General features: G+C 38.7%; 25 protein-coding genes. 19 read left to right on the forward strand and 6 right to left on the reverse strand.

All coding sequences use genetic code 11. The annotated features are described in order from the left end of the window. The first annotated feature begins 10 nt into the window (after positions 1 to 10). Genes rimM through CYK18_RS01655 form a run of 3 tightly spaced genes read left to right on the forward strand, consistent with a single transcriptional unit; the run spans position 11 to position 1,588 of the window. On the forward strand, positions 11 to 529 hold the full coding sequence (rimM, locus tag CYK18_RS01645) for a ribosome maturation factor RimM (RefSeq protein WP_057487241.1): 519 nt from the start codon (positions 11 to 13) through the stop codon (positions 527 to 529). Then, the gene (trmD, locus tag CYK18_RS01650; RefSeq protein ID WP_101784662.1) at positions 519 to 1,238 is read left to right on the forward strand and encodes a tRNA (guanosine(37)-N1)-methyltransferase TrmD; all 720 of its coding nucleotides are present in this window, start codon (positions 519 to 521) and stop codon (positions 1,236 to 1,238) included. The genes rimM and trmD overlap by 11 nt, the downstream gene beginning before the upstream one ends. Positions 1,239 to 1,249: 11 nt before the next feature. Continuing rightward, positions 1,250 to 1,588, forward strand: a complete 339-nt coding sequence (locus tag CYK18_RS01655; RefSeq protein WP_001196040.1) for an ATP cone domain-containing protein — start codon at positions 1,250 to 1,252, stop codon at positions 1,586 to 1,588. Positions 1,589 to 1,618: 30 nt separating this feature from the next. Here the strand turns inward: CYK18_RS01655 and CYK18_RS01660 are convergent, their stop codons facing one another. After that, positions 1,619 to 1,939: a hypothetical protein gene (locus CYK18_RS01660; protein ID WP_060805622.1), complete on the reverse strand. Its 321-nt coding sequence runs from the start codon at positions 1,937 to 1,939 to the stop codon at positions 1,619 to 1,621. 98 nt (positions 1,940 to 2,037) lie between these two features. On the opposite strand from CYK18_RS01660, the gene CYK18_RS01665 reads away from it, so the two are divergent. Then, positions 2,038 to 2,253, forward strand: a complete 216-nt coding sequence (locus tag CYK18_RS01665) for a YdbC family protein (protein ID WP_000807422.1) — start codon at positions 2,038 to 2,040, stop codon at positions 2,251 to 2,253. Between the two features lie 158 nt (positions 2,254 to 2,411). Here CYK18_RS01665 and CYK18_RS01675 read toward each other — a convergent pair whose 3' ends face one another. Further along, positions 2,412 to 2,948, reverse strand: coding sequence for a biotin transporter BioY (locus tag CYK18_RS01675; protein ID WP_101784664.1), 537 nt, complete (start codon positions 2,946 to 2,948; stop codon positions 2,412 to 2,414). Between the two features lie 426 nt (positions 2,949 to 3,374). On the opposite strand from CYK18_RS01675, the gene CYK18_RS01680 reads away from it, so the two are divergent. The 4 genes from CYK18_RS01680 to CYK18_RS01695 all read left to right on the forward strand — a co-directional run bounded on the left by CYK18_RS01680 (position 3,375) and on the right by CYK18_RS01695 (position 6,878). Next, positions 3,375 to 3,713 carry a hypothetical protein gene (locus CYK18_RS01680; protein ID WP_000746106.1) on the forward strand — a complete coding sequence of 113 codons (339 nt, stop codon included), beginning with the start codon at positions 3,375 to 3,377 and terminating at the stop codon, positions 3,711 to 3,713. A 65-nt stretch (positions 3,714 to 3,778) separates the two neighbouring features. Beyond that, positions 3,779 to 5,761 carry an ABC transporter permease gene (locus CYK18_RS01685; protein WP_033677480.1) on the forward strand — a complete coding sequence of 661 codons (1,983 nt, stop codon included), beginning with the start codon at positions 3,779 to 3,781 and terminating at the stop codon, positions 5,759 to 5,761. Beyond that, positions 5,758 to 6,381, forward strand: a complete 624-nt coding sequence (locus CYK18_RS01690; RefSeq protein WP_000151033.1) for an ATP-binding cassette domain-containing protein — start codon at positions 5,758 to 5,760, stop codon at positions 6,379 to 6,381. Before CYK18_RS01685 ends, CYK18_RS01690 begins: the two co-directional genes overlap by 4 nt. After that, entirely contained in the window at positions 6,378 to 6,878 is a 501-nt protein-coding gene (locus tag CYK18_RS01695; RefSeq protein ID WP_101784666.1) for a hypothetical protein, read from the forward strand. The genes CYK18_RS01690 and CYK18_RS01695 overlap by 4 nt, the downstream gene beginning before the upstream one ends. A gap of 165 nt (positions 6,879 to 7,043) precedes the next feature. On the opposite strand, the gene gor is transcribed toward CYK18_RS01695, so the two are convergent. Next, positions 7,044 to 8,390, reverse strand: coding sequence for a glutathione-disulfide reductase (gene gor / locus CYK18_RS01700; RefSeq protein ID WP_101784668.1), 1,347 nt, complete (start codon positions 8,388 to 8,390; stop codon positions 7,044 to 7,046). Between the two features lie 289 nt (positions 8,391 to 8,679). On the opposite strand from gor, the gene CYK18_RS01705 reads away from it, so the two are divergent. The 4 genes from CYK18_RS01705 (at position 8,680) to metG (ending at position 13,952) form a co-directional block, all read left to right on the forward strand. Further along, positions 8,680 to 9,885 (forward strand): efflux RND transporter periplasmic adaptor subunit, encoded by a 1,206-nt coding sequence (locus tag CYK18_RS01705; RefSeq protein WP_180948008.1) that lies wholly within the window; start codon positions 8,680 to 8,682, stop codon positions 9,883 to 9,885. After that, positions 9,869 to 10,570 carry an ABC transporter ATP-binding protein gene (locus CYK18_RS01710; RefSeq protein WP_101784672.1) on the forward strand — a complete coding sequence of 234 codons (702 nt, stop codon included), beginning with the start codon at positions 9,869 to 9,871 and terminating at the stop codon, positions 10,568 to 10,570. The genes CYK18_RS01705 and CYK18_RS01710 overlap by 17 nt, the downstream gene beginning before the upstream one ends. Before the next feature lies 1 nt (position 10,571). Continuing rightward, the gene (locus tag CYK18_RS01715; protein ID WP_101782581.1) at positions 10,572 to 11,831 is read left to right on the forward strand and encodes an ABC transporter permease; all 1,260 of its coding nucleotides are present in this window, start codon (positions 10,572 to 10,574) and stop codon (positions 11,829 to 11,831) included. 123 nt (positions 11,832 to 11,954) lie between these two features. Then, positions 11,955 to 13,952, forward strand: a complete 1,998-nt coding sequence (metG, locus tag CYK18_RS01720) for a methionine--tRNA ligase (protein WP_101784674.1) — start codon at positions 11,955 to 11,957, stop codon at positions 13,950 to 13,952. Positions 13,953 to 14,252: 300 nt separating this feature from the next. Here the strand turns inward: metG and trhA are convergent, their stop codons facing one another. After that, positions 14,253 to 14,900: a PAQR family membrane homeostasis protein TrhA gene (gene trhA / locus CYK18_RS01725; RefSeq protein ID WP_101782583.1), complete on the reverse strand. Its 648-nt coding sequence runs from the start codon at positions 14,898 to 14,900 to the stop codon at positions 14,253 to 14,255. Further along, entirely contained in the window at positions 14,897 to 15,343 is a 447-nt protein-coding gene (locus CYK18_RS01730) for a DUF1836 domain-containing protein (RefSeq protein ID WP_101782584.1), read from the reverse strand. Before CYK18_RS01730 ends, trhA begins: the two co-directional genes overlap by 4 nt. Positions 15,344 to 15,477: 134 nt before the next feature. Between CYK18_RS01730 and CYK18_RS01735 the strand changes: the two genes are divergently transcribed. The 7 genes from CYK18_RS01735 (at position 15,478) to trxB (ending at position 19,832) form a co-directional block, all read left to right on the forward strand. Continuing rightward, entirely contained in the window at positions 15,478 to 15,972 is a 495-nt protein-coding gene (locus tag CYK18_RS01735; RefSeq protein WP_101784676.1) for a GNAT family N-acetyltransferase, read from the forward strand. Then, positions 15,972 to 16,490 carry a methylated-DNA--[protein]-cysteine S-methyltransferase gene (locus CYK18_RS01740; RefSeq protein WP_101784678.1) on the forward strand — a complete coding sequence of 173 codons (519 nt, stop codon included), beginning with the start codon at positions 15,972 to 15,974 and terminating at the stop codon, positions 16,488 to 16,490. Before CYK18_RS01735 ends, CYK18_RS01740 begins: the two co-directional genes overlap by 1 nt. A 5-nt stretch (positions 16,491 to 16,495) precedes the next feature. After that, positions 16,496 to 16,852, forward strand: a complete 357-nt coding sequence (locus CYK18_RS01745) for an arsenate reductase family protein (protein ID WP_101782587.1) — start codon at positions 16,496 to 16,498, stop codon at positions 16,850 to 16,852. 157 nt (positions 16,853 to 17,009) lie between these two features. Next, complete coding sequence (locus CYK18_RS01750) at positions 17,010 to 17,810, forward strand: amino acid ABC transporter permease (protein WP_101784680.1); 801 nt, start codon at positions 17,010 to 17,012, stop codon at positions 17,808 to 17,810. Beyond that, positions 17,810 to 18,553: an amino acid ABC transporter ATP-binding protein gene (locus CYK18_RS01755; RefSeq protein ID WP_000590982.1), complete on the forward strand. Its 744-nt coding sequence runs from the start codon at positions 17,810 to 17,812 to the stop codon at positions 18,551 to 18,553. Before CYK18_RS01750 ends, CYK18_RS01755 begins: the two co-directional genes overlap by 1 nt. A 77-nt stretch (positions 18,554 to 18,630) precedes the next feature. Then, positions 18,631 to 18,855, forward strand: coding sequence for a DUF4059 family protein (locus CYK18_RS01760; RefSeq protein ID WP_000926599.1), 225 nt, complete (start codon positions 18,631 to 18,633; stop codon positions 18,853 to 18,855). 65 nt (positions 18,856 to 18,920) lie between these two features. Further along, entirely contained in the window at positions 18,921 to 19,832 is a 912-nt protein-coding gene (trxB, locus tag CYK18_RS01765; protein WP_101782588.1) for a thioredoxin-disulfide reductase, read from the forward strand. A 110-nt stretch (positions 19,833 to 19,942) separates the two neighbouring features. Here the strand turns inward: trxB and CYK18_RS01770 are convergent, their stop codons facing one another. Continuing rightward, positions 19,943 to 20,128, reverse strand: a complete 186-nt coding sequence (locus CYK18_RS01770) for a hypothetical protein (RefSeq protein WP_001068559.1) — start codon at positions 20,126 to 20,128, stop codon at positions 19,943 to 19,945. Positions 20,129 to 20,284 lie beyond the last annotated feature (156 nt).

Consider the following 20,284-nt stretch of genomic DNA (forward strand, 5'->3'; position numbering starts at 1 on the left):
AGGAGACAAGATGAACTACTTTAATGTTGGGAAAATCGTCAATACGCAGGGGTTGCAGGGTGAGATGCGAGTCTTGTCTGTGACAGATTTTGCAGAAGAACGGTTTAAAAAAGGTACTGAGCTAGCCTTGTTTGATGAAAAAGATCAGTTTGTTCAAACAGTGACCATCGCTAGCCACCGTAAACAGAAGAACTTTGACATTATTAAATTCAAAGATATGTACCATATCAATGCTATTGAAAAGTACAAGGGATACAGTCTCAAGGTTGCTGAGGAAGATTTGAATGACCTAGACGATGGTGAATTCTACTATCACGAGATTATCGGTTTGGAAGTCTATGAGGGGGATAACTTGATTGGAACCATCAAGGAAATCCTGCAACCAGGTGCCAACGATGTCTGGGTGGTCAAGCGAAAAGGAAAGCGTGACTTGCTCTTGCCTTATATCCCACCAGTGGTTCTCAATGTTGATATTCCAAATAACCGCGTCGATGTGGAAATCTTAGAAGGGTTAGACGATGAAGATTGATATTTTAACCCTCTTTCCAGAGATGTTTTCTCCGCTAGAGCACTCAATCGTTGGAAAGGCTCGAGAAAAAGGGCTCTTGGATATCCAGTATCATAATTTTCGAGAAAATGCTGAAAAGGCCCGCCATGTCGACGATGAGCCCTACGGAGGAGGTCAGGGGATGTTGCTCCGAGTCCAACCCATTTTCGATGCCTTTGATGCTATTGAAAAGAAAAATCCGCGCGTTATTCTCCTAGACCCAGCTGGAAAGCAGTTTGATCAGGCTTATGCTGAGGATTTGGCTCAAGAGCAAGAGCTAATCTTTATCTGTGGTCACTACGAGGGGTATGATGAGCGCATTAAGACCTTGGTGACAGATGAGATTTCCCTGGGCGACTATGTCTTGACTGGTGGAGAGTTGGCTGCTATGACCATGATTGATGCTACGGTACGTCTGATTCCAGAAGTGATTGGCAAGGAGTCTAGCCACCAAGATGATAGTTTTTCTTCAGGCCTTCTTGAATATCCTCAGTACACACGTCCCTATGATTATCGAGGCATGGTTGTGCCAGATGTACTGATGAGCGGACACCATGAAAAGATTCGTCAGTGGCGATTGTATGAGAGTTTGAAGAAAACCTACGAGCGCAGACCAGATTTGTTAGAAAATTATCAACTTACAGCAGAAGAAGAAAAAATGCTGGCAGAAATCAAAGAAAACAAAGAATAAAGGAGAAACCTATGCAAGTAATCAAACGTGATGGAGAAATTGCTGAATTTAATCCAGATAAGATTTACCAAGCTATCTTAAAGGCAGCCCAGACTGTCTATGTATTGACAGATGATTTACGTCAAAACCTTGCACAAGTCACTAAGAAAGTGGTTTTGGATTTGGAAGAGGCCAAGGTGGAACGTGCGACCATCAGCATGATTCAGTCTATGGTTGAACATCGTTTGCTGGGTGCAGGTTACATTACCATTGCAGAACACTACATTTCCTATCGTCTACAACGTGACTTGGAAAGAAGTGGTTATGGAGATCATATCGCAGTTCATTTACATTTTGAACAAATTCGCTAAGAAAAAAGAGTGGGATGAAACAACTACATCTCACTCTTTCTTAAATCTATTTTTTTGGGCTGTTTGGACAGTTGAGGGGACAAATCGCAGGCGTTGAATATCGCTTATGCGGATAATACGGGTCACATTTTTGGCAAAATTTTTCACGATAATTTGCTGGCGTTGCTGATCGTATTTGATGATATCACCTGTAAAACTTGCCTCAGACAAGATAAGGTGAACAGCAGTTTGTTTCTGGATAGCCTCTTCAATAGTGGCTGTAAGGGAGTTGCTTTCAGTATGGTCTGGTTGGTCATGTCCATTTAAAAAGTCATGTATTTTATCTAGAACTTGCTGGAATTTATGTCTCATATTGGCCTCCCTTCTTTTATATCAATATTATATAAAATTTTCCTAAAATCTACAAGATTTTACGAATAATCAAATGAAAGCTAAAAAAGGAGAAGAAAATGGCAGAATTTACATTTGAAATTGAAGAGCACTTGTTGACTCTTTCTGAAAACGAAAAAGGTTGGACTAAGGAAATCAACCGTGTGAGCTTTAATGGTGCCCCTGCAAAGTTTGATATTCGTGCTTGGAGCCCAGACCATACTAAAATGGGCAAAGGGATTACTCTCTCCAATGAAGAATTTCAAACAATGGTGGATGCTTTTAAAGGAAACTAATACTCTTCGAAAATCTCTTCAAACCGCGTCAGCTTCGCTTTGCCGTACTCAAGTATAGCCTGCGGCTAGTTTCCTAGTTTGATCTTTGATTTTCATTGAGTATAAGTTTTTAAAATGAAAGAAAAGGATATTGAGTCATGGCAACTCGATATCCTTTTTTAGTTAGCGAAGTAAGCCTGATTTTTAAGGCGTTGAAGTAAGGGACGGCTAATCAAACTAATAGCTAGAAGTTTACCAAGGTCTGGAATGATAAAGGGAATGACCCCCACAACAAGAGCTTTTTCAAATGCCATTCCAGCTAGAAAATGCAAGCTGAGAATCCCGCCGACAAAGACAAGGGCATCACCCAAGAGGTTTGCAAGGAAAATCTTGACAACACCACTCTTGCTGTTGGTTAGAGAGGAAGTAAGTCCAGAGTAAACGAGATAAAACCAAAGATAGCCTGCAGTAGGGCCAATCAAAGCATGAAATCCAGCTCCATCTCCTGCAAAGACAGGAAGACCGATAGCACCTAGAAGAAGATAGAGTCCAACAGAAAGTACAGCCTCCCTCGGTCTAAAGACAGTAGCAATCAAGCCGATTGCAAAGTTTTGCAGAGTGAAGGGAACAGGTCCAATTGGAAGACTGATTTGTGCCAAAACAGCAATGAGAGCAGCCCCAATAGCAGGGATAGCATAAACGTGAGCTTTTTTCAAAATAGTTAACCTCTTTTCTGATGTATAGTAACTATTATACTCATAGAAGAATTATTGTCAACCTATTTTTATATAAAAGGTAACAAAAACTGTAACGGCCGATTTTTCTTATTGGTTAAGTTGGATAATTATTTTGTTGATTCGAAAATCGCCTTTATAGATAATCCCATTTTATCAAAAAAAAATATACTATAAATACTTGACGAACTAAAAAATAAGTTTTATATTAATAAATGTAAGCGAATGCATATAGATGTGTTCAATTTTAAAAGGAGGGGTAGTTATGAGATATTTTAACTACTCTAGATACCATAACGGTGATTAAAAACATAAATATTATCAATTCATATTAAAGTAATATGGATGGACTAAAAAGGGGACTGTTGCTTATTCTTCATCAAATATTTTAATTAAAGAAGAAGTAAAATGAAAAAAAGAATTAACAAGAAAGCATCTGTTTTTCTAGTCGCAAGTGTTTTAAGTTTTAGCTTTGCTACTGTAGCTAGTATTGTTAGTGCAACTACAGCACACCCTGCTCCAAGTCCCATTATTGATGTATGGGAATATGGTGTAAATGATAACTCTGGTTATTCGAATTACTTTGTTAGTTCTCCAGATAATATTGGTTCAAAATCTTCAGTAACGAATTTTTGGGGAACAGTTAAAGCTCAGGATAAACAAGATTATGGATGGGCATATTCAAGTGCTACAAAATCTTGGAGCGATGTTCGATTAAATGCATATTGGGATTATTATAGATTTTAAAAATAATTTATGAAAACAAGAGACCCAATTATAAAATAGGGTCTCTTGTAATATGGTAATTGCTTATGAAATTAAAATTATGTATCATTGGATTCTTCTTCTGTTTGATTGCTGCAATTGGTTGGGTCACTATTAGCGATACAGAAATGCCCATACCTTTACCAATTGATGGTGCTTTTTCTATTCAAGGAAAAAGCAATCTTTCAAATAACGAAATATACGAAATGGTTCGTGATTTATCAAAATCGGAAAAGGTTACCATTTACAAGCCCATCGTTCAGAGTTCGGGTCAGTTGAGGTATGTAAATTTTGATGATGTAAATAATGAACAATTAAAGTCAACACCAATAATAGGGATGTATTACACCCTTGGGAAAATGGATATAGATAGTTTGAAACCACTTACGATGACGGGGTTGCAAACAGTATATATGGCTTATCCTTGGTATATAGGAGGAATCTTACAATTTACTGGAACTTTAAGAATACTGTTAATGGGTTCAATTTACTTAACTTTATTAGTTGTGTTATTTGTTGTTAGAACGAAGCAGATTAAAGAAGGAGTGATACGACGTTCTTTGGGATTGCCTGTATACGATCTAAGAAGAGATTATGGTATTTCTCTTATTTTTGAACTGATTATGATGGCTTTATTGATGATTTCTTACAGTTCTTTTTTGGGAAATGGTTTCTTCACCTATAGTTCTAAGTTATTTTTCTCTCTGATTTTAACGAATTTTATACTATTTCAAATCATTGATCTCATCACCTTTGTTTTATTTTGGTTGACGATTCAGGTTGAAAAGCCTATTGAAATTATTAAAAACAAGGCAAAAAATAAACTTATTTTTGTCGTATGGCTTGCCATTATTTCGATTATTATCCTTATCTCAGGAGTTTTTTTACAAGAAACAAAGAGTAGTCAATCCAGTATTAACATTCAGATACAGAATTTAGTACCATGGGACACAGTAAAAGACTGGAGAAGGATTGAGTTCCTTGGAATTGAAAGTAACTCTACTAAAAATGGAGAAGTTAATGATTCGGATGGTCAGTATCTACAGATAGCTGCTTCCTTAAAAAACTTAGATTATTTATATATAGATCGATCCTCAGCATATGTTCCAGATTTCATGAAAACTTCACATGTTATGGAAAATTTTTCTAAACAATTAGAAAATGACGGAATAACGAATCCAGAAATAAATAAAGAGTTGATTTATATCAATCAAACAGGTGCTAACCTACAAAATAAAGTGAATGGAACAAACTATCATCTTTTAGATAATAAGATAGCAACCATTTATATTCCTGAGAAATGGAAAGAAAATCAGAAATCTATTGAGAATACAGTTGTAGCAGAACAATTTATTGGAACAAACTATACAAAAGAAGAAATTGCAGTACAAATAATTCCTGATGGTGATAAAATTTTTTATTTCAATGAAGATGCTGATGATAATCATAAAATGAAAGAGCTTTTACCAATGGCAAGTGTAGCAGATAGCACAGATAACATTGTTGTTGTGTTAGATACGGACAAAATGATTGAAAACAACAAGTTTTCTTTGGCTAGTAATATAACAACTAAGTCTCTTTTTAGTCCTGAGGCGGTAAATAAAATAAATGAAATGGCTACCCAGTTGAATGTTTCAATGAATCCAGTAGATGTTTACCAAATTGTGAAATTAAAGATCCAGTCCTTAGAGCACCAAATTCTACTTTCACAAATTTTGCAGAAGATAATTTACAGTATTGTCTTTATACTCATTTATCAATATGTCCAACTTTATATTACCCTAAAACAGAATGAATATGTGAAGAAAATCATTTTAGGTCTGTCAAAAACATATATAGCAATTTCAAGTCTCAAGTATTTTATGATGACTATTACAATCGTTATCCTATTTACATTTCTTATGACAGGTCAAATAGAGTTGCTATATATTGGTCTTGCTTCTCTGCTCGTTTTGATGTTGTCAATAATCATGAGTTTTAGAAAATTATCTGAAAGCTACACTAAAATTTTAAAAGGAGATGAAACATGACAATTGACCTTTTGAACGTTTCAAAAAGTTTCGGCTCAAAGAAGATCTTTACAGACTTAAATTTAAAATTTGAATCTGGAAAAAGTTATGCATTGATTGGAGGTTCTGGCTCTGGTAAAAGTACCCTTCTTAATATTATAGGAAGATTAGAAAAAATTGACAGTGGGAATGTTTTAGTTGATAAACAAGATATTTGGAAGATAAAAGAAAGAACTTTTTTTAAAAATACTGTTGGATATGTATTTCAGAATTATTCTTTAATAGATAACAAAACAGTATATGATAATTTGAAACTTATCACTAAAGACAAAAAAACAATAACTGATGTACTTGAAAAAGTAGGACTGTCAAGTGACTATTTACATCAAAAAATATATGAATTGTCTGGAGGGCAGGCTCAACGTGTAGCTATTGCCAGAATGTTAATGAAACCACGTAAAATTATCTTAGCAGATGAGCCTACAGGAGCTTTAGATGGTGAGATTGGAAAAGAAATTATTCGTTTATTATTGAATGAAAGAGATGAAGATAAATATGTCATTATAGCGACGCATGATCCAGCTGTCTATAACGAAGTTGATGTGATCATTGATATGAAAGATATAGGGGATAATGTATGAAAAAGATAATTTATATTGCTTTGATCTTTGTAGCTGGAATGCTTGCCATTTTCTTCTTTGGAAAACAAATGATCACAAAAGAAAATACCAATAAACCAACACTGGAGTTAATAGTCTATACGCTTTCTTCTACTGATACAGAAAAATGGAATAAAGTGAAACAAGTAGAAACGGAAGAAGCTACATATATCATAACTGTGAAAGAAGTAGCGTCTTCAGAAGAAGTATTTTCAAACATCATTGCAAATGGAGCTGCTGCGGGGTTCGGAGTTCGTGAAGAAGAAGTGAAGCAATTTAATAATAATTTAGGAGACACTATTGAGGACTCTAAGCATAATAAACTCATTGGAATAGAATTTTTTACTTTTTCTAATGCTGACGAGGGATTTGTAGTAGCAAATTTTGACTACGGTAGTGAAGAGTTGAATTCTCAGAAAAAAGATATGAAAGAGTTATATAAAAAAATATATGAATCTTTTAAAGAAAAGAATAAATGATTGTGTTATAATCCTTATATTTTGTTATGGTTTGTTAATTGATTTTTGCATATCTTATTTCAACATACTATAAAATAAAACATAAGAAAACGAGTATCTCCAACTACGGCAATACTCGATTTTTGATATTTAGAAGTGTTTTTTGCTCTGCTTCTTTTATTTCGATTAACGCATAGTTACAAATTCTTCAGATGCAGTTGGGTGAATCGCAACAGTTGCATCAAAGTCAGCCTTGGTTGCTCCCATTTTGATAGCAACAGCAAATCCTTGAATCATTTCATCAACACCATAGCCAATTCCATGAAGTCCGACAACTTTTTCTTCTGAACCAGCTGTGATCAATTTGAAACGGGATTCTTGTCTATTGCTAGTAACGGCAGAGTACATAGATGCAAAGCTTGATTTGTAAACCTTGATTTGGTCTTGACCGTATTCTTTAATAGCTTGCTCTTCGGTCAATCCAACCGTTCCGATAGCAGGGTGTGAAAAGACAACGGTTGGAATAGTTGAGTAGTCCATTTTAGCAGTTGTTTTTCCGTTAAAGAGACGTTCAGATAGGGTACGCCCAGCCTTGATAGCAACTGGAGTCAGTTCCTTTTCACCTGTTACATCACCTAGAGCGTAGATTCCTTCAACAACAGTATTTTGGTATTCATCCACTTGGATAAAGCCACGTTCGTTCAGAGTGACTCCAGCTTTTTCAAGTTGCAAGCCCTTAACGTTTGGACGGCGACCCGTAGCCCAGATAACTTGGCTAGCTGTGTGACTAGTACCATCTTCAAAATGAATGGTAATGCCTTCAGCAGTTTTTTCTAACTTGACAGGGACTTTGTGAGTATGAAGTGGTAAGTTTGTTCTTTCCATTTCCTTGACCAAACCTTCAACGATGTAGGAATCAAAACCACGTAAAGGGCGATCACGGCGAACAAAGAGGTCTGTCTTGACACCAAAAGTGTGGAGTACGCCAGCCAATTCAACGGCGATATAACCAGCGCCTAGAATAGCAACTGGCTCTGGCAATTCTTCCCAAGCAAATACATCATCAGAAGAGCCACCTAGCTCAGCACCAGGAATATTAGGAATACTTGGATGGGCACCTGTCGCAATCACGATATGTTTAGCACGAATCAGTTCATCATTTACGCTGACAGTATGAGAATCTACAAATTCAGCATGACCTTCAATTAAGTCTACACCGTTACGTTTAAAACTGCCATCATAAGAAGAACGAGCGCGATCGATGTAGGCTTCACGATTGCGACGTAGGGTTGCAAAGTCAAAGTTAAGATCAGTATTCTTAAAGCCGTAGTCTTCTCCAAATTGATGGAAAGTCTCAGCGATTTGCGCCCCGTACCACATGATTTTTTTCGGAACACAGCCGACATTGACACAGGTTCCACCTAGTTTCTTTTCCTCAATAACGGCTGCTTTAGCTCCGTGTTCACCAGCACGGTTCATGGTAGCAATTCCTCCGCTACCTCCACCGATAGCGATGATATCGTATTCTCTCATTGAAAACTCCTTTGTACTCTTTTAAATAGTCGAGTGTCATTTTTTGATAGTCATATTCTATCTTTTTTTTGATTTGATTGCAAAAATCTGCTACGTACAAAAAAATTCAAGAAAAGGCTTGCAAAAAAGAAAAATAAAGTGTATGATATAACTAGTACAATGATTGTAAAATGAATCCCGAACAATAATTAAATCCTGAAATGTCATTATTTCGTTCTGAAATGTTATTGTTTCAAATTGATAATTTTTGTATAATATTGTTAAGAACTTTAAATCAAAAAGGAGTTTCATTATGAAAAAGAATGGTAAAGCTAAAAAGTGGCAATTGTATGCAGCAATTGGTGCTGCAAGTGTAGTTGTATTGGGTGCTGGGGGGATTTTACTCTTTAGACAACCTTCTCAGACTGCTGTAAAAGATGAGGCTACTCATCTTGTTGTTGCCAAGGAAGGAAGCGTGGCATCCTCTGTTTTATTGTCAGGGACAGTAACAGCAAAAAATGAACAGTATGTTTATTTTGACGCTAGTAAGGGAGATTTAGATGAAATCCTTGTTTCTGTGGGCGATAAGGTCAGCGAAGGGCAGGCTTTAGTCAAGTACAGTAGTTCAGAAGCGCAGGCGGCCTATGATTCAGCTAGCCGAGCAGTCGCTAAGGCAGATCGTCATATCAATGAACTCAATCAAGCACGAAATGAAGCCGCTTCAGCTCCGGCTCCTCAAGCCTCTACGCCAGCAGGAGGAGAAGATGCAACGGTGCAAAGCCCAACTCCAGTGGCTGGAAATTCTGTTGCTTCTATTGACGCTCAGTTGGGTGATGCCCGTGATGCTCGTGCAGATGCAGCAGCACAATTAAGTAAGGCTCAAAGTCAGTTAGATGCAATGACGGTTCTCAGTACCCTAGAGGGAACTGTGGTCGAAGTCAACCACAATGTTTCTAAATCTCCAACAGGAGCTAGCCAAGTAGTCGTTCATGTCGTAAGTAATGAAAACTTGCAAGTTAAGGGAGAACTATCTGAATATAACCTCGCCAACCTATCTGTAGGTCAAGAAGTAACCTTTACTTCTAAAGTTTATCAAGATAAAAGCTGGACTGGTAAGCTTAGCTATATTTCTGACTACCCTAAAAACAATGGAGAAGCAGCAAGTGCAGCTGCAGCAGCAGGCGGTAACTCTGGTTCTAAATATCCATATACCATCGATGTTACAAGTGAAATCGGTGACTTGAAACAAGGATTCTCAGTAAGTGTTGAGGTTAAGAATAAGAGTAAAGCTATTCTGGTTCCACTAACAAGTGTTGTGACTGAAAATGATAAGAACTATGTCTGGGTACTTGACGAGCAGAAAAAGGCCAAGAAAGTGGAAGTCGGTTTGGGAAATGCTGATGCAGACAACCAAGAAATCACTTCAGGTCTGACAAATGGAGTCAAGGTCATCAGTAACCCAACGTCTTCTCTAGAGGAAGGAAAAGAGGTGAAGGCTGATGAAGAAACTAATTAGTTTAAAAAATATCTGCAGAAGTTACCGGAATGGTGACCAAGAGCTGCAGGTTCTCAAAAATATCAACCTAGAAGTGAATGAGGGTGAGTTTGTTGCCATCATGGGACCATCGGGTTCTGGTAAGTCTACTCTAATGAATACCATTGGCATGTTGGATACACCAACCAGTGGAGAGTATTATCTTGAAGGCCAAGAAGTGGCTGGACTTGGTGAAAAACAACTAGCCAAGGTCCGTAACCAACAAATCGGATTTGTCTTTCAGCAGTTCTTTCTTCTATCCAAACTCAATGCTTTGCAAAATGTAGAATTGCCCTTGATTTACGCAGGAGTTTCGTCTTCAAAACGTCGTAAGTTGGCTGAGGAGTATTTAGAAAAGGTTGAATTGACTGAGCGTAGTCATCATTTGCCTTCGGAATTATCTGGAGGTCAAAAGCAACGTGTAGCTATCGCGCGTGCATTGGTAAACAATCCTTCTATTATCCTAGCGGACGAACCGACAGGAGCCTTGGATACTAAAACAGGGAATCAAATTATGCAACTATTGGTTGACTTGAATAAAGAAGGAAAAACCATTATCATGGTAACGCATGAGCCTGAAATCGCTGCTTATGCTAAACGCCAGATTGTCATTCGAGATGGAGTTATTTCATCTGATAGTGCTCAGTTAGAAAAGGAGGAAAACTAAGATGCAGAATCTGAAATTTGCCTTTTCATCTATCATGGCTCACAAGATGCGTTCTTTGCTTACCATGATTGGGATTATTATCGGTGTTTCATCAGTTGTTGTGATTATGGCTCTAGGTGATTCCCTATCTCGTCAACTCAACAAAGATATGACCAAATCTCAGAAGAATATTAGTGTCTTTTTCTCTTCTAAAAAAAGCAAAGATGGATCTTTTACTCAGAAACAATCAGCTTTTACGGTTTCTGGAAAAGAAGAGGAAGTTCATGTTGAACCGCCAAAACCGCAAGAATCCTGGGTTAAAGAGGCAGCCAAACTCAAGGGAGTGGATAATTACTATGTAACCAACTCAACTAACGCCATCTTGACTTATAAAGATAAAAAGGTTGAAAATGCCAATTTGACAGGCGGGAATAGAACCTATATGGACGCTGTTAAGAATGAAATCATTGCAGGTCGTAGTCTGAGAGAGCAAGATTTCAAAGAGTTTGCAAGTGTTATTTTGCTTGATGAAGAATTGTCCATTAGTTTATTTGGCTCTCCTCAAGAGGCTATTAACAAGGTTGTAGAAGTCAATGGATTTAGTTACCGGGTCATTGGGGTTTATACTAGTCCAGAGGCTAAACGTTCAAAAATATATGGTTTTGGTGGCTTGCCCATTACTACAAATACTTCCCTTGCTGCGAATTTTAATGTAGATGAAATAGCTAATATTGTCTTTCGAGTGAATGACACAAGCTTGACTCAAACTCTGGGTCCAGAATTAGCACGAAAAATGACAGAGCTTGCTGGCTTGCAACAGGGAGAATATCAAGTGGCGGATGAGTCAGCTGCATTTGCAGAAGTTCAACAATCGTTTAGTTTTATGACGACGGTTATTAGTGCCATTGCAGGAATTTCTCTCTTTGTTGGAGGAACTGGTGTTATGAACATTATGCTGGTTTCTGTTACAGAGCGTACCCGTGAGATTGGTCTCCGTAAGGCTTTGGGTGCAACGCGTGCCAATATTTTAATTCAGTTTTTGATTGAATCCATGATTTTGACCTTGCTTGGTGGAGTCATTGGTCTAACCATTGCGACAGGCTTAACCGCTATAGCTGGTCTACTCTTGCAAGGATTGATAGCTGGTATAGAAGTAGGAGTATCAATTCCAGTTGCCCTATTTAGTCTTGCAGTTTCGGCTAGTGTGGGTATGATTTTTGGAGTCTTGCCAGCCAACAAGGCATCGAAACTTGATCCGATTGAAGCCCTTCGATATGAATAAGATCAACAAGATGGACGCTTGTCTATCTTGTTTTTGTATAGATTTCCCTATCGAAAATCCTTAAAAATGTGATATAATGAAGTGTTAGAAAAACAGGTTTCATTTGCCTGGAAAGGAAAAATTATGTCTGAAAAGAATTTTTATATTACAACGCCGATTTACTATCCATCTGGAAAACTGCATATCGGTTCTGCCTACACAACCATCGCTTGTGATGTCCTAGCACGTTACAAACGCCTGATGGGCTACGATGTCTTTTATCTGACAGGTCTTGATGAACATGGTCAGAAAATCCAGCAGAAAGCAGAAGAAGCTGGAATTACTCCTCAAGCCTATGTTGATGGGATGGCAGTTGGAGTTAAAGAACTCTGGCAATTACTCGATATCTCATACGATAAATTTATCCGTACGACTGATGACTACCATGAAAAAGTTGTCGCACAAGTCTTTGAGCGCTTACTTGCTCAAGATGATATTTACTTGGGTGAATACTCTGGTTGGTACTCAGTCTCAGATGAGGAATTCTTTACAGAAAGCCAGCTTGCGGAAGTTTTCCATGACGAAGCTGGAAATGTAACTGGGGGTATTGCTCCATCAGGTCACGAAGTAGAATGGGTTTCTGAAGAATCATACTTCCTTCGTCTCAGCAAATACCAAGATCGTTTGGTGGAATTTTTCAAGTCCCATCCTGAATTTATCACTCCAGATGGTCGTCTGAATGAAATGCTTCGCAACTTCATCGAACCTGGTTTGGAAGATTTGGCGGTTTCTCGTACAACCTTTACATGGGGGGTACCAGTTCCATCAAATCCAAAACACGTTGTCTACGTTTGGATTGATGCCCTTCTTAACTATGCGACAGCTCTTGGATACGGTCAAGATGAACATGGTAACTTTGACAAATTCTGGAATGGCACAGTCTTCCATATGGTAGGGAAAGACATCCTTCGATTCCACTCAATCTACTGGCCAATCCTTCTTATGATGTTGGATATCAAATTGCCAGAACGTTTGATTGCCCATGGTTGGTTCGTCATGAAAGATGGCAAAATGTCTAAGTCAAAAGGGAATGTCGTATACCCTGAAATGTTGGTAGAGCGTTATGGACTAGATCCGCTTCGTTACTACCTCATGCGTAGCCTTCCAGTTGGTTCAGACGGAACCTTTACTCCAGAAGATTATGTAGGACGTATCAACTATGAATTAGCCAATGACCTTGGAAACCTCCTCAACCGTACGGTTTCTATGATTAATAAGTACTTTGATGGGCAAATCCCAGCCTATGAAGAGGGCGTGACAGAATTTGACAATGCTCTTGATCAAGTAGTTGCTGAATCAATCGCTGACTACCATACTCACATGGAAGCAGTTGACTACCCACGTGCCCTTGAAGCAGTCTGGACCCTTATCTCTCGTACCAATAAATACATTGATGAAACAGCTCCATGGGTATTGGCTAAGGATGAAGCTCATCGTGACCAATTAGCAAGTGTTATGAGCCACTTGGCAGCCAGCCTTCGTGTCGTAGCTCACTTGATTGAGCCGTTTATGATGGAAACCAGTCGTGCAGTTTTGACTCAACTTGGCTTGGATGAAGTAGCGAGCCTTGAGAACTTGAAATTGGCTGATTTCCCTGCAGGTGTGACTGTAGTTGCTAAGGGAACACCAATTTTCCCACGTCTGGATATGGAAGAAGAAATCGCCTATATCAAGGAACAAATGGAAGGCAACAAACCAGCTGTAGAAAAAGAATGGAATCCAGATGAAGTTGAACTCAAACTTAACAAGGAAGAAATCAAGTTTGAAGACTTTGACAAGGTTGAAATCCGTGTCGCAGAAGTCAAAGAAGTTTCTAAAGTGGAAGGTTCTGACAAGTTGCTTCAATTCCGCTTAGATGCTGGTGATGGTGAAGATCGTCAAATCCTCTCAGGAATTGCAAAATATTATCCAAATGAACAAGAATTGGTCGGCAAGAAAGTTCAAATCGTTGCCAATCTAAAACCTCGTAAGATGATGAAGAAATATGTCAGCCAAGGGATGATTCTCTCAGCTGAACATGATGGACAATTAACTCTTCTCACAGTTGATCCAGCTGTACCAAATGGAAGTGTGATTGGGTAACAATAGACAGGACTAGTTCATGCTAGTTCTGTTTTTTATTTAGACTCAATGAAAATCAAAAAGCAAACTAGGAAGCTAGCCACAGGGTGTACTTGAGTACGGTAAGGCGACGCTGACGTGGTTTGAAGAGATTTTCGAAGAGTATAACTATTCTGATTTACATACTATCAGGGAAGCAGTATCCCATAATTGACGGCACGCTAGTAGGTACTATAAAATGGACTAGAGTACTTTTTTGATTGGGTATAAAACATCATAGAGAATAAAAAATAGGTTAGGATTTTTTCTCCTAACCTATTTTTACATGAAATAAACAATGGCAATGTACTGGAGGGCAGATGCTGCTAGGATAAAGAGATGCCAAATCATGTGGAAATAAGGTTTTTTCTTGGCGTAAAATCCAGCCCCAACTGTATAACAGAGTCCGCCAGTTACCATGAGACTCCAGAAAATTGGCGTTGTTTGACTGATAATGGCAGGAATGATAGCCAGAACCAACCAGCCCATAATCAGGTAAAGAGCAAGGCTGAATTTCTCATTGACCTTTTTAGCAAAGATTTTATAGAGAATACCAAAGATGGTCGTTCCCCATTGAATGACAATAATTAGATAGCCAAACCAGTTATTCATCAAAGTCAGTACGACAGGTGTATAAGAGCCAGCAATGGCAACATAAATCATAGAATGGTCAATAATTCTCAAGACATATTTGTGGGTTGAACCATAGGCCATAGAGTGATAAATGGTGGATGAGAGGAACATGAGAAAGAGACTAATAACGAAAATGGAAACGCCGATAGATGATAAAAATCCGTGTGCCTCATAACTATAGGTGGATGAAATAGGCAGTAAGATGAGCATGATGATTGAACCTACGGCATGGGTCACGCTATTAGCAATCTCCTCTCCAAAACTGAGTTGTTTGCTGAGTTTAAGACTAGTGTTCATTTGATTACCTCCTCTTGAGTATGATCGATTAAGGCTAGAGTTTGATGATAGAGTTTAACGGTTTTGCAGCTGGTTTGGATAATGGGGTTAGCTGGGTCAATTCCTTGGTTCATGTAGTCCACAAAAGCATCGTAGAGTTGGTCTGAACTTGCTTGAGTTTGGAGAGTATTCAGTGTCTGAGCGATTTCTTGGATTGAAAAGACAGACTTTAGGGTTGTGATAGCAATCAGACGGGCAATCTGTTGGCGTTGGTATTTTTTCTTGTCAGGCTTTGTCAGGTAACCATGTTTCACATAATTATTAACCATAGATGCTGTCAGGCCCTTGTCTTTATCAGGAGAGATAGGGGCGCAGACCTGATTGACATAGAGTAAAACCTGGTCTAGATAGAGGTCAATGTTTGGAATTTCTGCCCATTTTGGGTAGGAAAAGGTAGTTTTCATTTCCAACTCCTTTTTATCTAGTTTTAATAACTAGATTATAAAATAACAAAAACAGAAAGTCAAGTTTTAACTGCTTGTAGAAAGACTTAAATTATGCTATGATGGGAGAAACTAGTCAGAAATGAGGAGAAAAGATGGAGATTCGTTTAGCTTTTCCAAATGAAGTAGATGCCATCATGCAGGTGATGGAAGATGCTAAAAAATGTTTAGCGGATGCTGGTAGTGACCAGTGGCAAAATGGTTATCCAAATGCTGATATTATTATTGAGGATATTATCTCAGGTCAAGCCTATGTAGCATTGGAAGATGGAGAACTACTAGCTTATGCAGCTGTGACCAAGAGTCCAGAGGAGGCCTATGAATCCATTTATGAAGGAAAATGGCAAGCTGGAGAGTCAGAGTACCTAGTCTTTCACCGTATTGCTGTGGCTGTAGATGTCCAGGGACAAGGAATTGCTCAAACCTTCTTAGAGGGCTTGATTGAAGGTTTTGACTATCTAGATTTTCGCTCAGATACACATGTTGCAAACAAGGCTATGCAACATATTTTTGAAAAACTCGGTTTTAAACAGGTTGGTAAGGTCCCAGTTGATGGCGAACGCTTGGCCTATCAAAAATTGAAGAAATAATGCAAAAGAAGTATGCAAAAATTCTCTACTCTTCGCCAATTGGTATTCTATCACTGGTTGCCGACGAGCAATATCTGTATGGCATTTGGGTGCATGAGCAGAAGCATTTTGAGAGGGGACTGGGAGATGAGACTATAGAAGCAGTTGTTAGTCATCCCATTTTAGACCCAGTTATTGCTTGCTTAGATGCTTACTTTAAAGGCAAGCCTCAGGATTTATCCGACTTGCCCTTGGCTCCAATCGGAACGGATTTTGAAAAGCGAGTTTGGTCCTATCTACAGGGAATTCCTTATGGTCAGACAGTGACCTATGGACAAATAGCACAAGACTTGCAAGTGGATTCTGCTCAAGCAATTGGTGGAGCGGTAGGACGCAATCCTTGGTCTATCCTAGTACCTTGTCATCGGGTGCTGGGAGCTGGCAAGCGTCTGACAGGTTATGCTGCAGGAGTGGAAAAGAAAGCTTGGCTCTTGGAGCATGAAGACGCAGATTTTAAAGATATAAATAATAGAAAGTGAAAGACATGTTAGAATTTATCGAATATCCAAAATGTTCAACTTGTAAAAAAGCAAAACAAGAATTAAATCAATTAGGTGTGGACTACAAAGCCGTCCATATCGTCGAAGAAACACCTAGCCAAGAAGTCATTTTAAACTGGCTAGAAACCTCGGGTTTTGAGTTGAAGCAATTTTTCAACACCAGTGGGATCAAATACCGTGAATTAGGGCTGAAAAATAAGGTAGGAAGCCTGTCAAACCAAGAAGCAGCTGAGTTGCTAGCAAGCGACGGAATGTTGTTAAAACGACCCATTTTAGTAGAAAATGGAACTGTTAAGCAAATCGGTTATCGAAAACCTTATGAAGAATTGGGATTGAAATAGTTTTTATCTATCTCTTTGATAGATAAAATATATAACCTCCCTGTTTCAAAGTATGATAAACTAGTAGGTAGATAAAGTCTGTATCTGACCGTAGCAAATAATTTCATTGACGGCAGAAGTATGGTAGAATGAATCATTATCAGGAGAGGATGTTTTTATGAATGTTACAACGATTTTAGCATCAGATTGGTACCAAAACTTGATGCAATTGATTCCGGATGGCAAGCTGTTTAGCTTGCGTTCGGTCTTTGATGGAATCCCGAGAATTGTCCAACAACTTCCAACAACGATCATGTTGACAATTGGTGGTGCTCTTTTTGGCTTGGTTTTGGCACTTCTTTTTGCCATTGTGAAAATCAATCGTGTCAAGATTTTATATCCCTTGCAGGCCTTCTTTGTTAGCTTCTTAAAAGGGACACCGATTTTGGTGCAACTCATGTTGACCTACTACGGAATTCCTTTGGCTTTGAAAGCTCTCAATCAGCAATGGGGAACTGGTCTCAATATCAATGCGATTCCAGCCGCTGCTTTTGCGATTGTTGCCTTTGCCTTCAATGAAGCAGCTTATGCCAGTGAAACCATTCGTGCAGCCATTCTCTCAGTCAATCCTGGTGAGATTGAGGCGGCACGCAGTCTGGGCATGACCCGAGCACAAGTTTATCGTCGCGTAATTATTCCAAATGCAGCAGTTGTGGCGACTCCAACCTTAATCAATTCTCTAATCGGATTGACCAAGGGAACTTCCCTAGCCTTTAGTGCGGGTGTTGTGGAAGTCTTTGCCCAAGCTCAGATTCTAGGTGGAGCTGATTATCGTTACTTTGAACGCTTTATCTCCGTTGCCCTTGTTTATTGGGTAGTCAATATCGGAATTGAAAGCCTCGGTCGTTTCATCGAGAGAAAAATGGCTATTTCTGCACCCGATACAGTGAAAACAGATGTGAAAGGAGACCTTCGTTAATGATTAAGATTTCGAATTTAAGCAAATCCTTTTCAGGACAGACTGTCTTGGATCATCTGAACTTGGATATTCAAAAAGGGGAAGTTGTAGCCTTGATTGGTTCTTCAGGAGCTGGAAAATCAACCTTCCTTCGTAGTCTCAATTATCTTGAAACACCTGACAGTGGCTCTATTCAGATTGATGATTTCTCAGTTGATTTTTCTAAAATCACTCAAGAAGAAATCCTTGCCCTACGCCGTAAGTTGTCTATGGTTTTCCAACAGTTTAATTTGTTTGAACGCCGAACAGCACTTGATAATGTGAAAGAAGGCTTGGTTGTTGTCAAGAAATTATCCGACCAAGAAGCAACCAAGATTGCCAAGGAAGAGTTGGCTAAGGTTGGGCTTTCAGACCGTGAAAACCATTATCCTCGCCATTTATCAGGTGGACAAAAGCAACGGGTTGCTTTAGCGCGTGCGCTTGCTATGAAACCAGATGTCTTGCTTTTAGACGAACCAACTTCAGCTCTTGACCCAGAATTGGTTGGTGAAGTAGAAAAATCTATTGCAGATGCTGCTAAGTCAGGACAGACTATGATTTTAGTGAGTCACGATATGTCCTTTGTAGCCCAAGTGGCTGATAAGATTCTCTTCTTAGATAAGGGGAAAATCATTGAGTCTGGAACACCGGATGAGATTATCCACCATCCTAAAGAAGAGCGGACAAAAGAATTCTTCGCTAGTTACAAACGGACTTATATTTGATATAATAGATAAAGAAAAACTCAGTTAGCTGGACTAGCTGAGTTTACTCTTTAAAAAAGATAGAAATGAGAGAAATCATGCTACTGCAACTATTTTCTTTATATTTCGAGAGTTTGATCTTGACCACCATCCTAGTCCTGATTTTTTTAGGGATTTGGATTGGACTGAGAGCCATGTCGGGAGTTGATAAGACAGCTAAGGCTCGCCAAGCCCATCTCTATGATATGATTATGATAGGGGTCTTGGTTGTTCCAGTATTATCCTTTGCGGTTATGAGTTTAATTCTTGTTTTCAAAGCATAATCCTTGCTTGATTGATAAGAAAGAGTTAGAATAAAGATAGTTACAACAAGAAAGAAGGGATGTATATGTACGATACTATTATTATCGGTGCTGGACCTGCAGGTATGACTGCAGCCTTGTATGCTGCTCGAAGCAATCTAAAAGTAGCCTTGATTGAAGGTGGTCTGCCGGGTGGTCAGATGAATAATACATCTGATATTGAAAATTACCCTGGATACGCTAATATTAGTGGGCCAGAATTGGCAGAAAAGATGTTTGAACCGCTTGAAAATCTTGGTGTTGAGCACATCTATGGTTATGTTGAGAATGTCGAAGACCATGGTGATTTTAAGAAAGTGATTACTGATGACCAAGCGTATGAAACACGTACAGTTATCGTAGCAACTGGTTCTAAACACCGTCCTTTGGGAGTACCTGGAGAAGAAGAACTGAACAGTCGTGGTGTTTCTTACTGTGCCGTGTGTGATGGTGCTTTCTTCCGTGACCAAGATTTGTTGGTAGTCGGTGGTGGAGATTCAGCTGTTGAAGAAGCCATCTTCTTGACTCGTTTTGCTAAGACTGTTACCATTGTTCACCGTCGTGACCAACTTCGTGCTCAAAAGGTTTTACAAGACCGCGCCTTTGCGAATGAGAAAATCAGATTTATCTGGGATTCTGTAGTAAAGGAAATTAAGGGTGAAAACCGAGTAGAATCTGTCGTATTTGAAAATGTGAAAACAGGTCAAGTGACAGAACAAGCCTTCGGTGGTGTCTTTATCTATGTTGGATTGGACCCTCTTAGCGATTTTGTTAAAGAATTGAATATCCAAGATCAGGCTGGCTGGATTGTGACAGATAACCACATGAAAACTGCAGTTGATGGTATCTTTGCAGTTGGAGATGTTCGCTTGAAAGATCTTCGCCAAGTAACAACAGCAGTTGGAGATGGAGCTATCGCTGGTCAAGAAGCCTACAAGTTTATCACCGAACATAGTTAATTATAAAAACGCATAGTATCAGATTTACAAGCCTTGATATTATGCGTTTTGTTGTAGGAATATTTACTTCATTTTCTACTGAAATTGAGTTTTGCCAGCCTCTTATATTTTTAGAAAAATCCTTTAATCTTGCTAACTAGGCCATCTAGACCTTCTGAACCAGAAATCAACTGCTGAGCTTGAGAGAAGTATTCTCCAAGTTGTTCTTGATTTTCTGCAACGAATGTCTTAGCAGCTTCGAAATCTTTTGTTTCGATTAACTCTTTTACTTGATTAAACAAATCTAATGGGTTCATCTTATTTCTCCTTTTCTGTACTTAATTATTTAACCATCTTTATGATAAAAAATCAACTGTTGCTGCTTTTGGCTAGGACCTGTTTTTATCTACAAGTTCTCATAACTAAGATTCTAACTACCAAAACAAGGTGGACATAAAAATGTTCGGGTTTTT

The organism is Streptococcus mitis (assembly GCF_002860865.1).
Taxonomy (GTDB): Bacteria; Bacillota; Bacilli; order Lactobacillales; family Streptococcaceae; genus Streptococcus; species Streptococcus mitis_AT.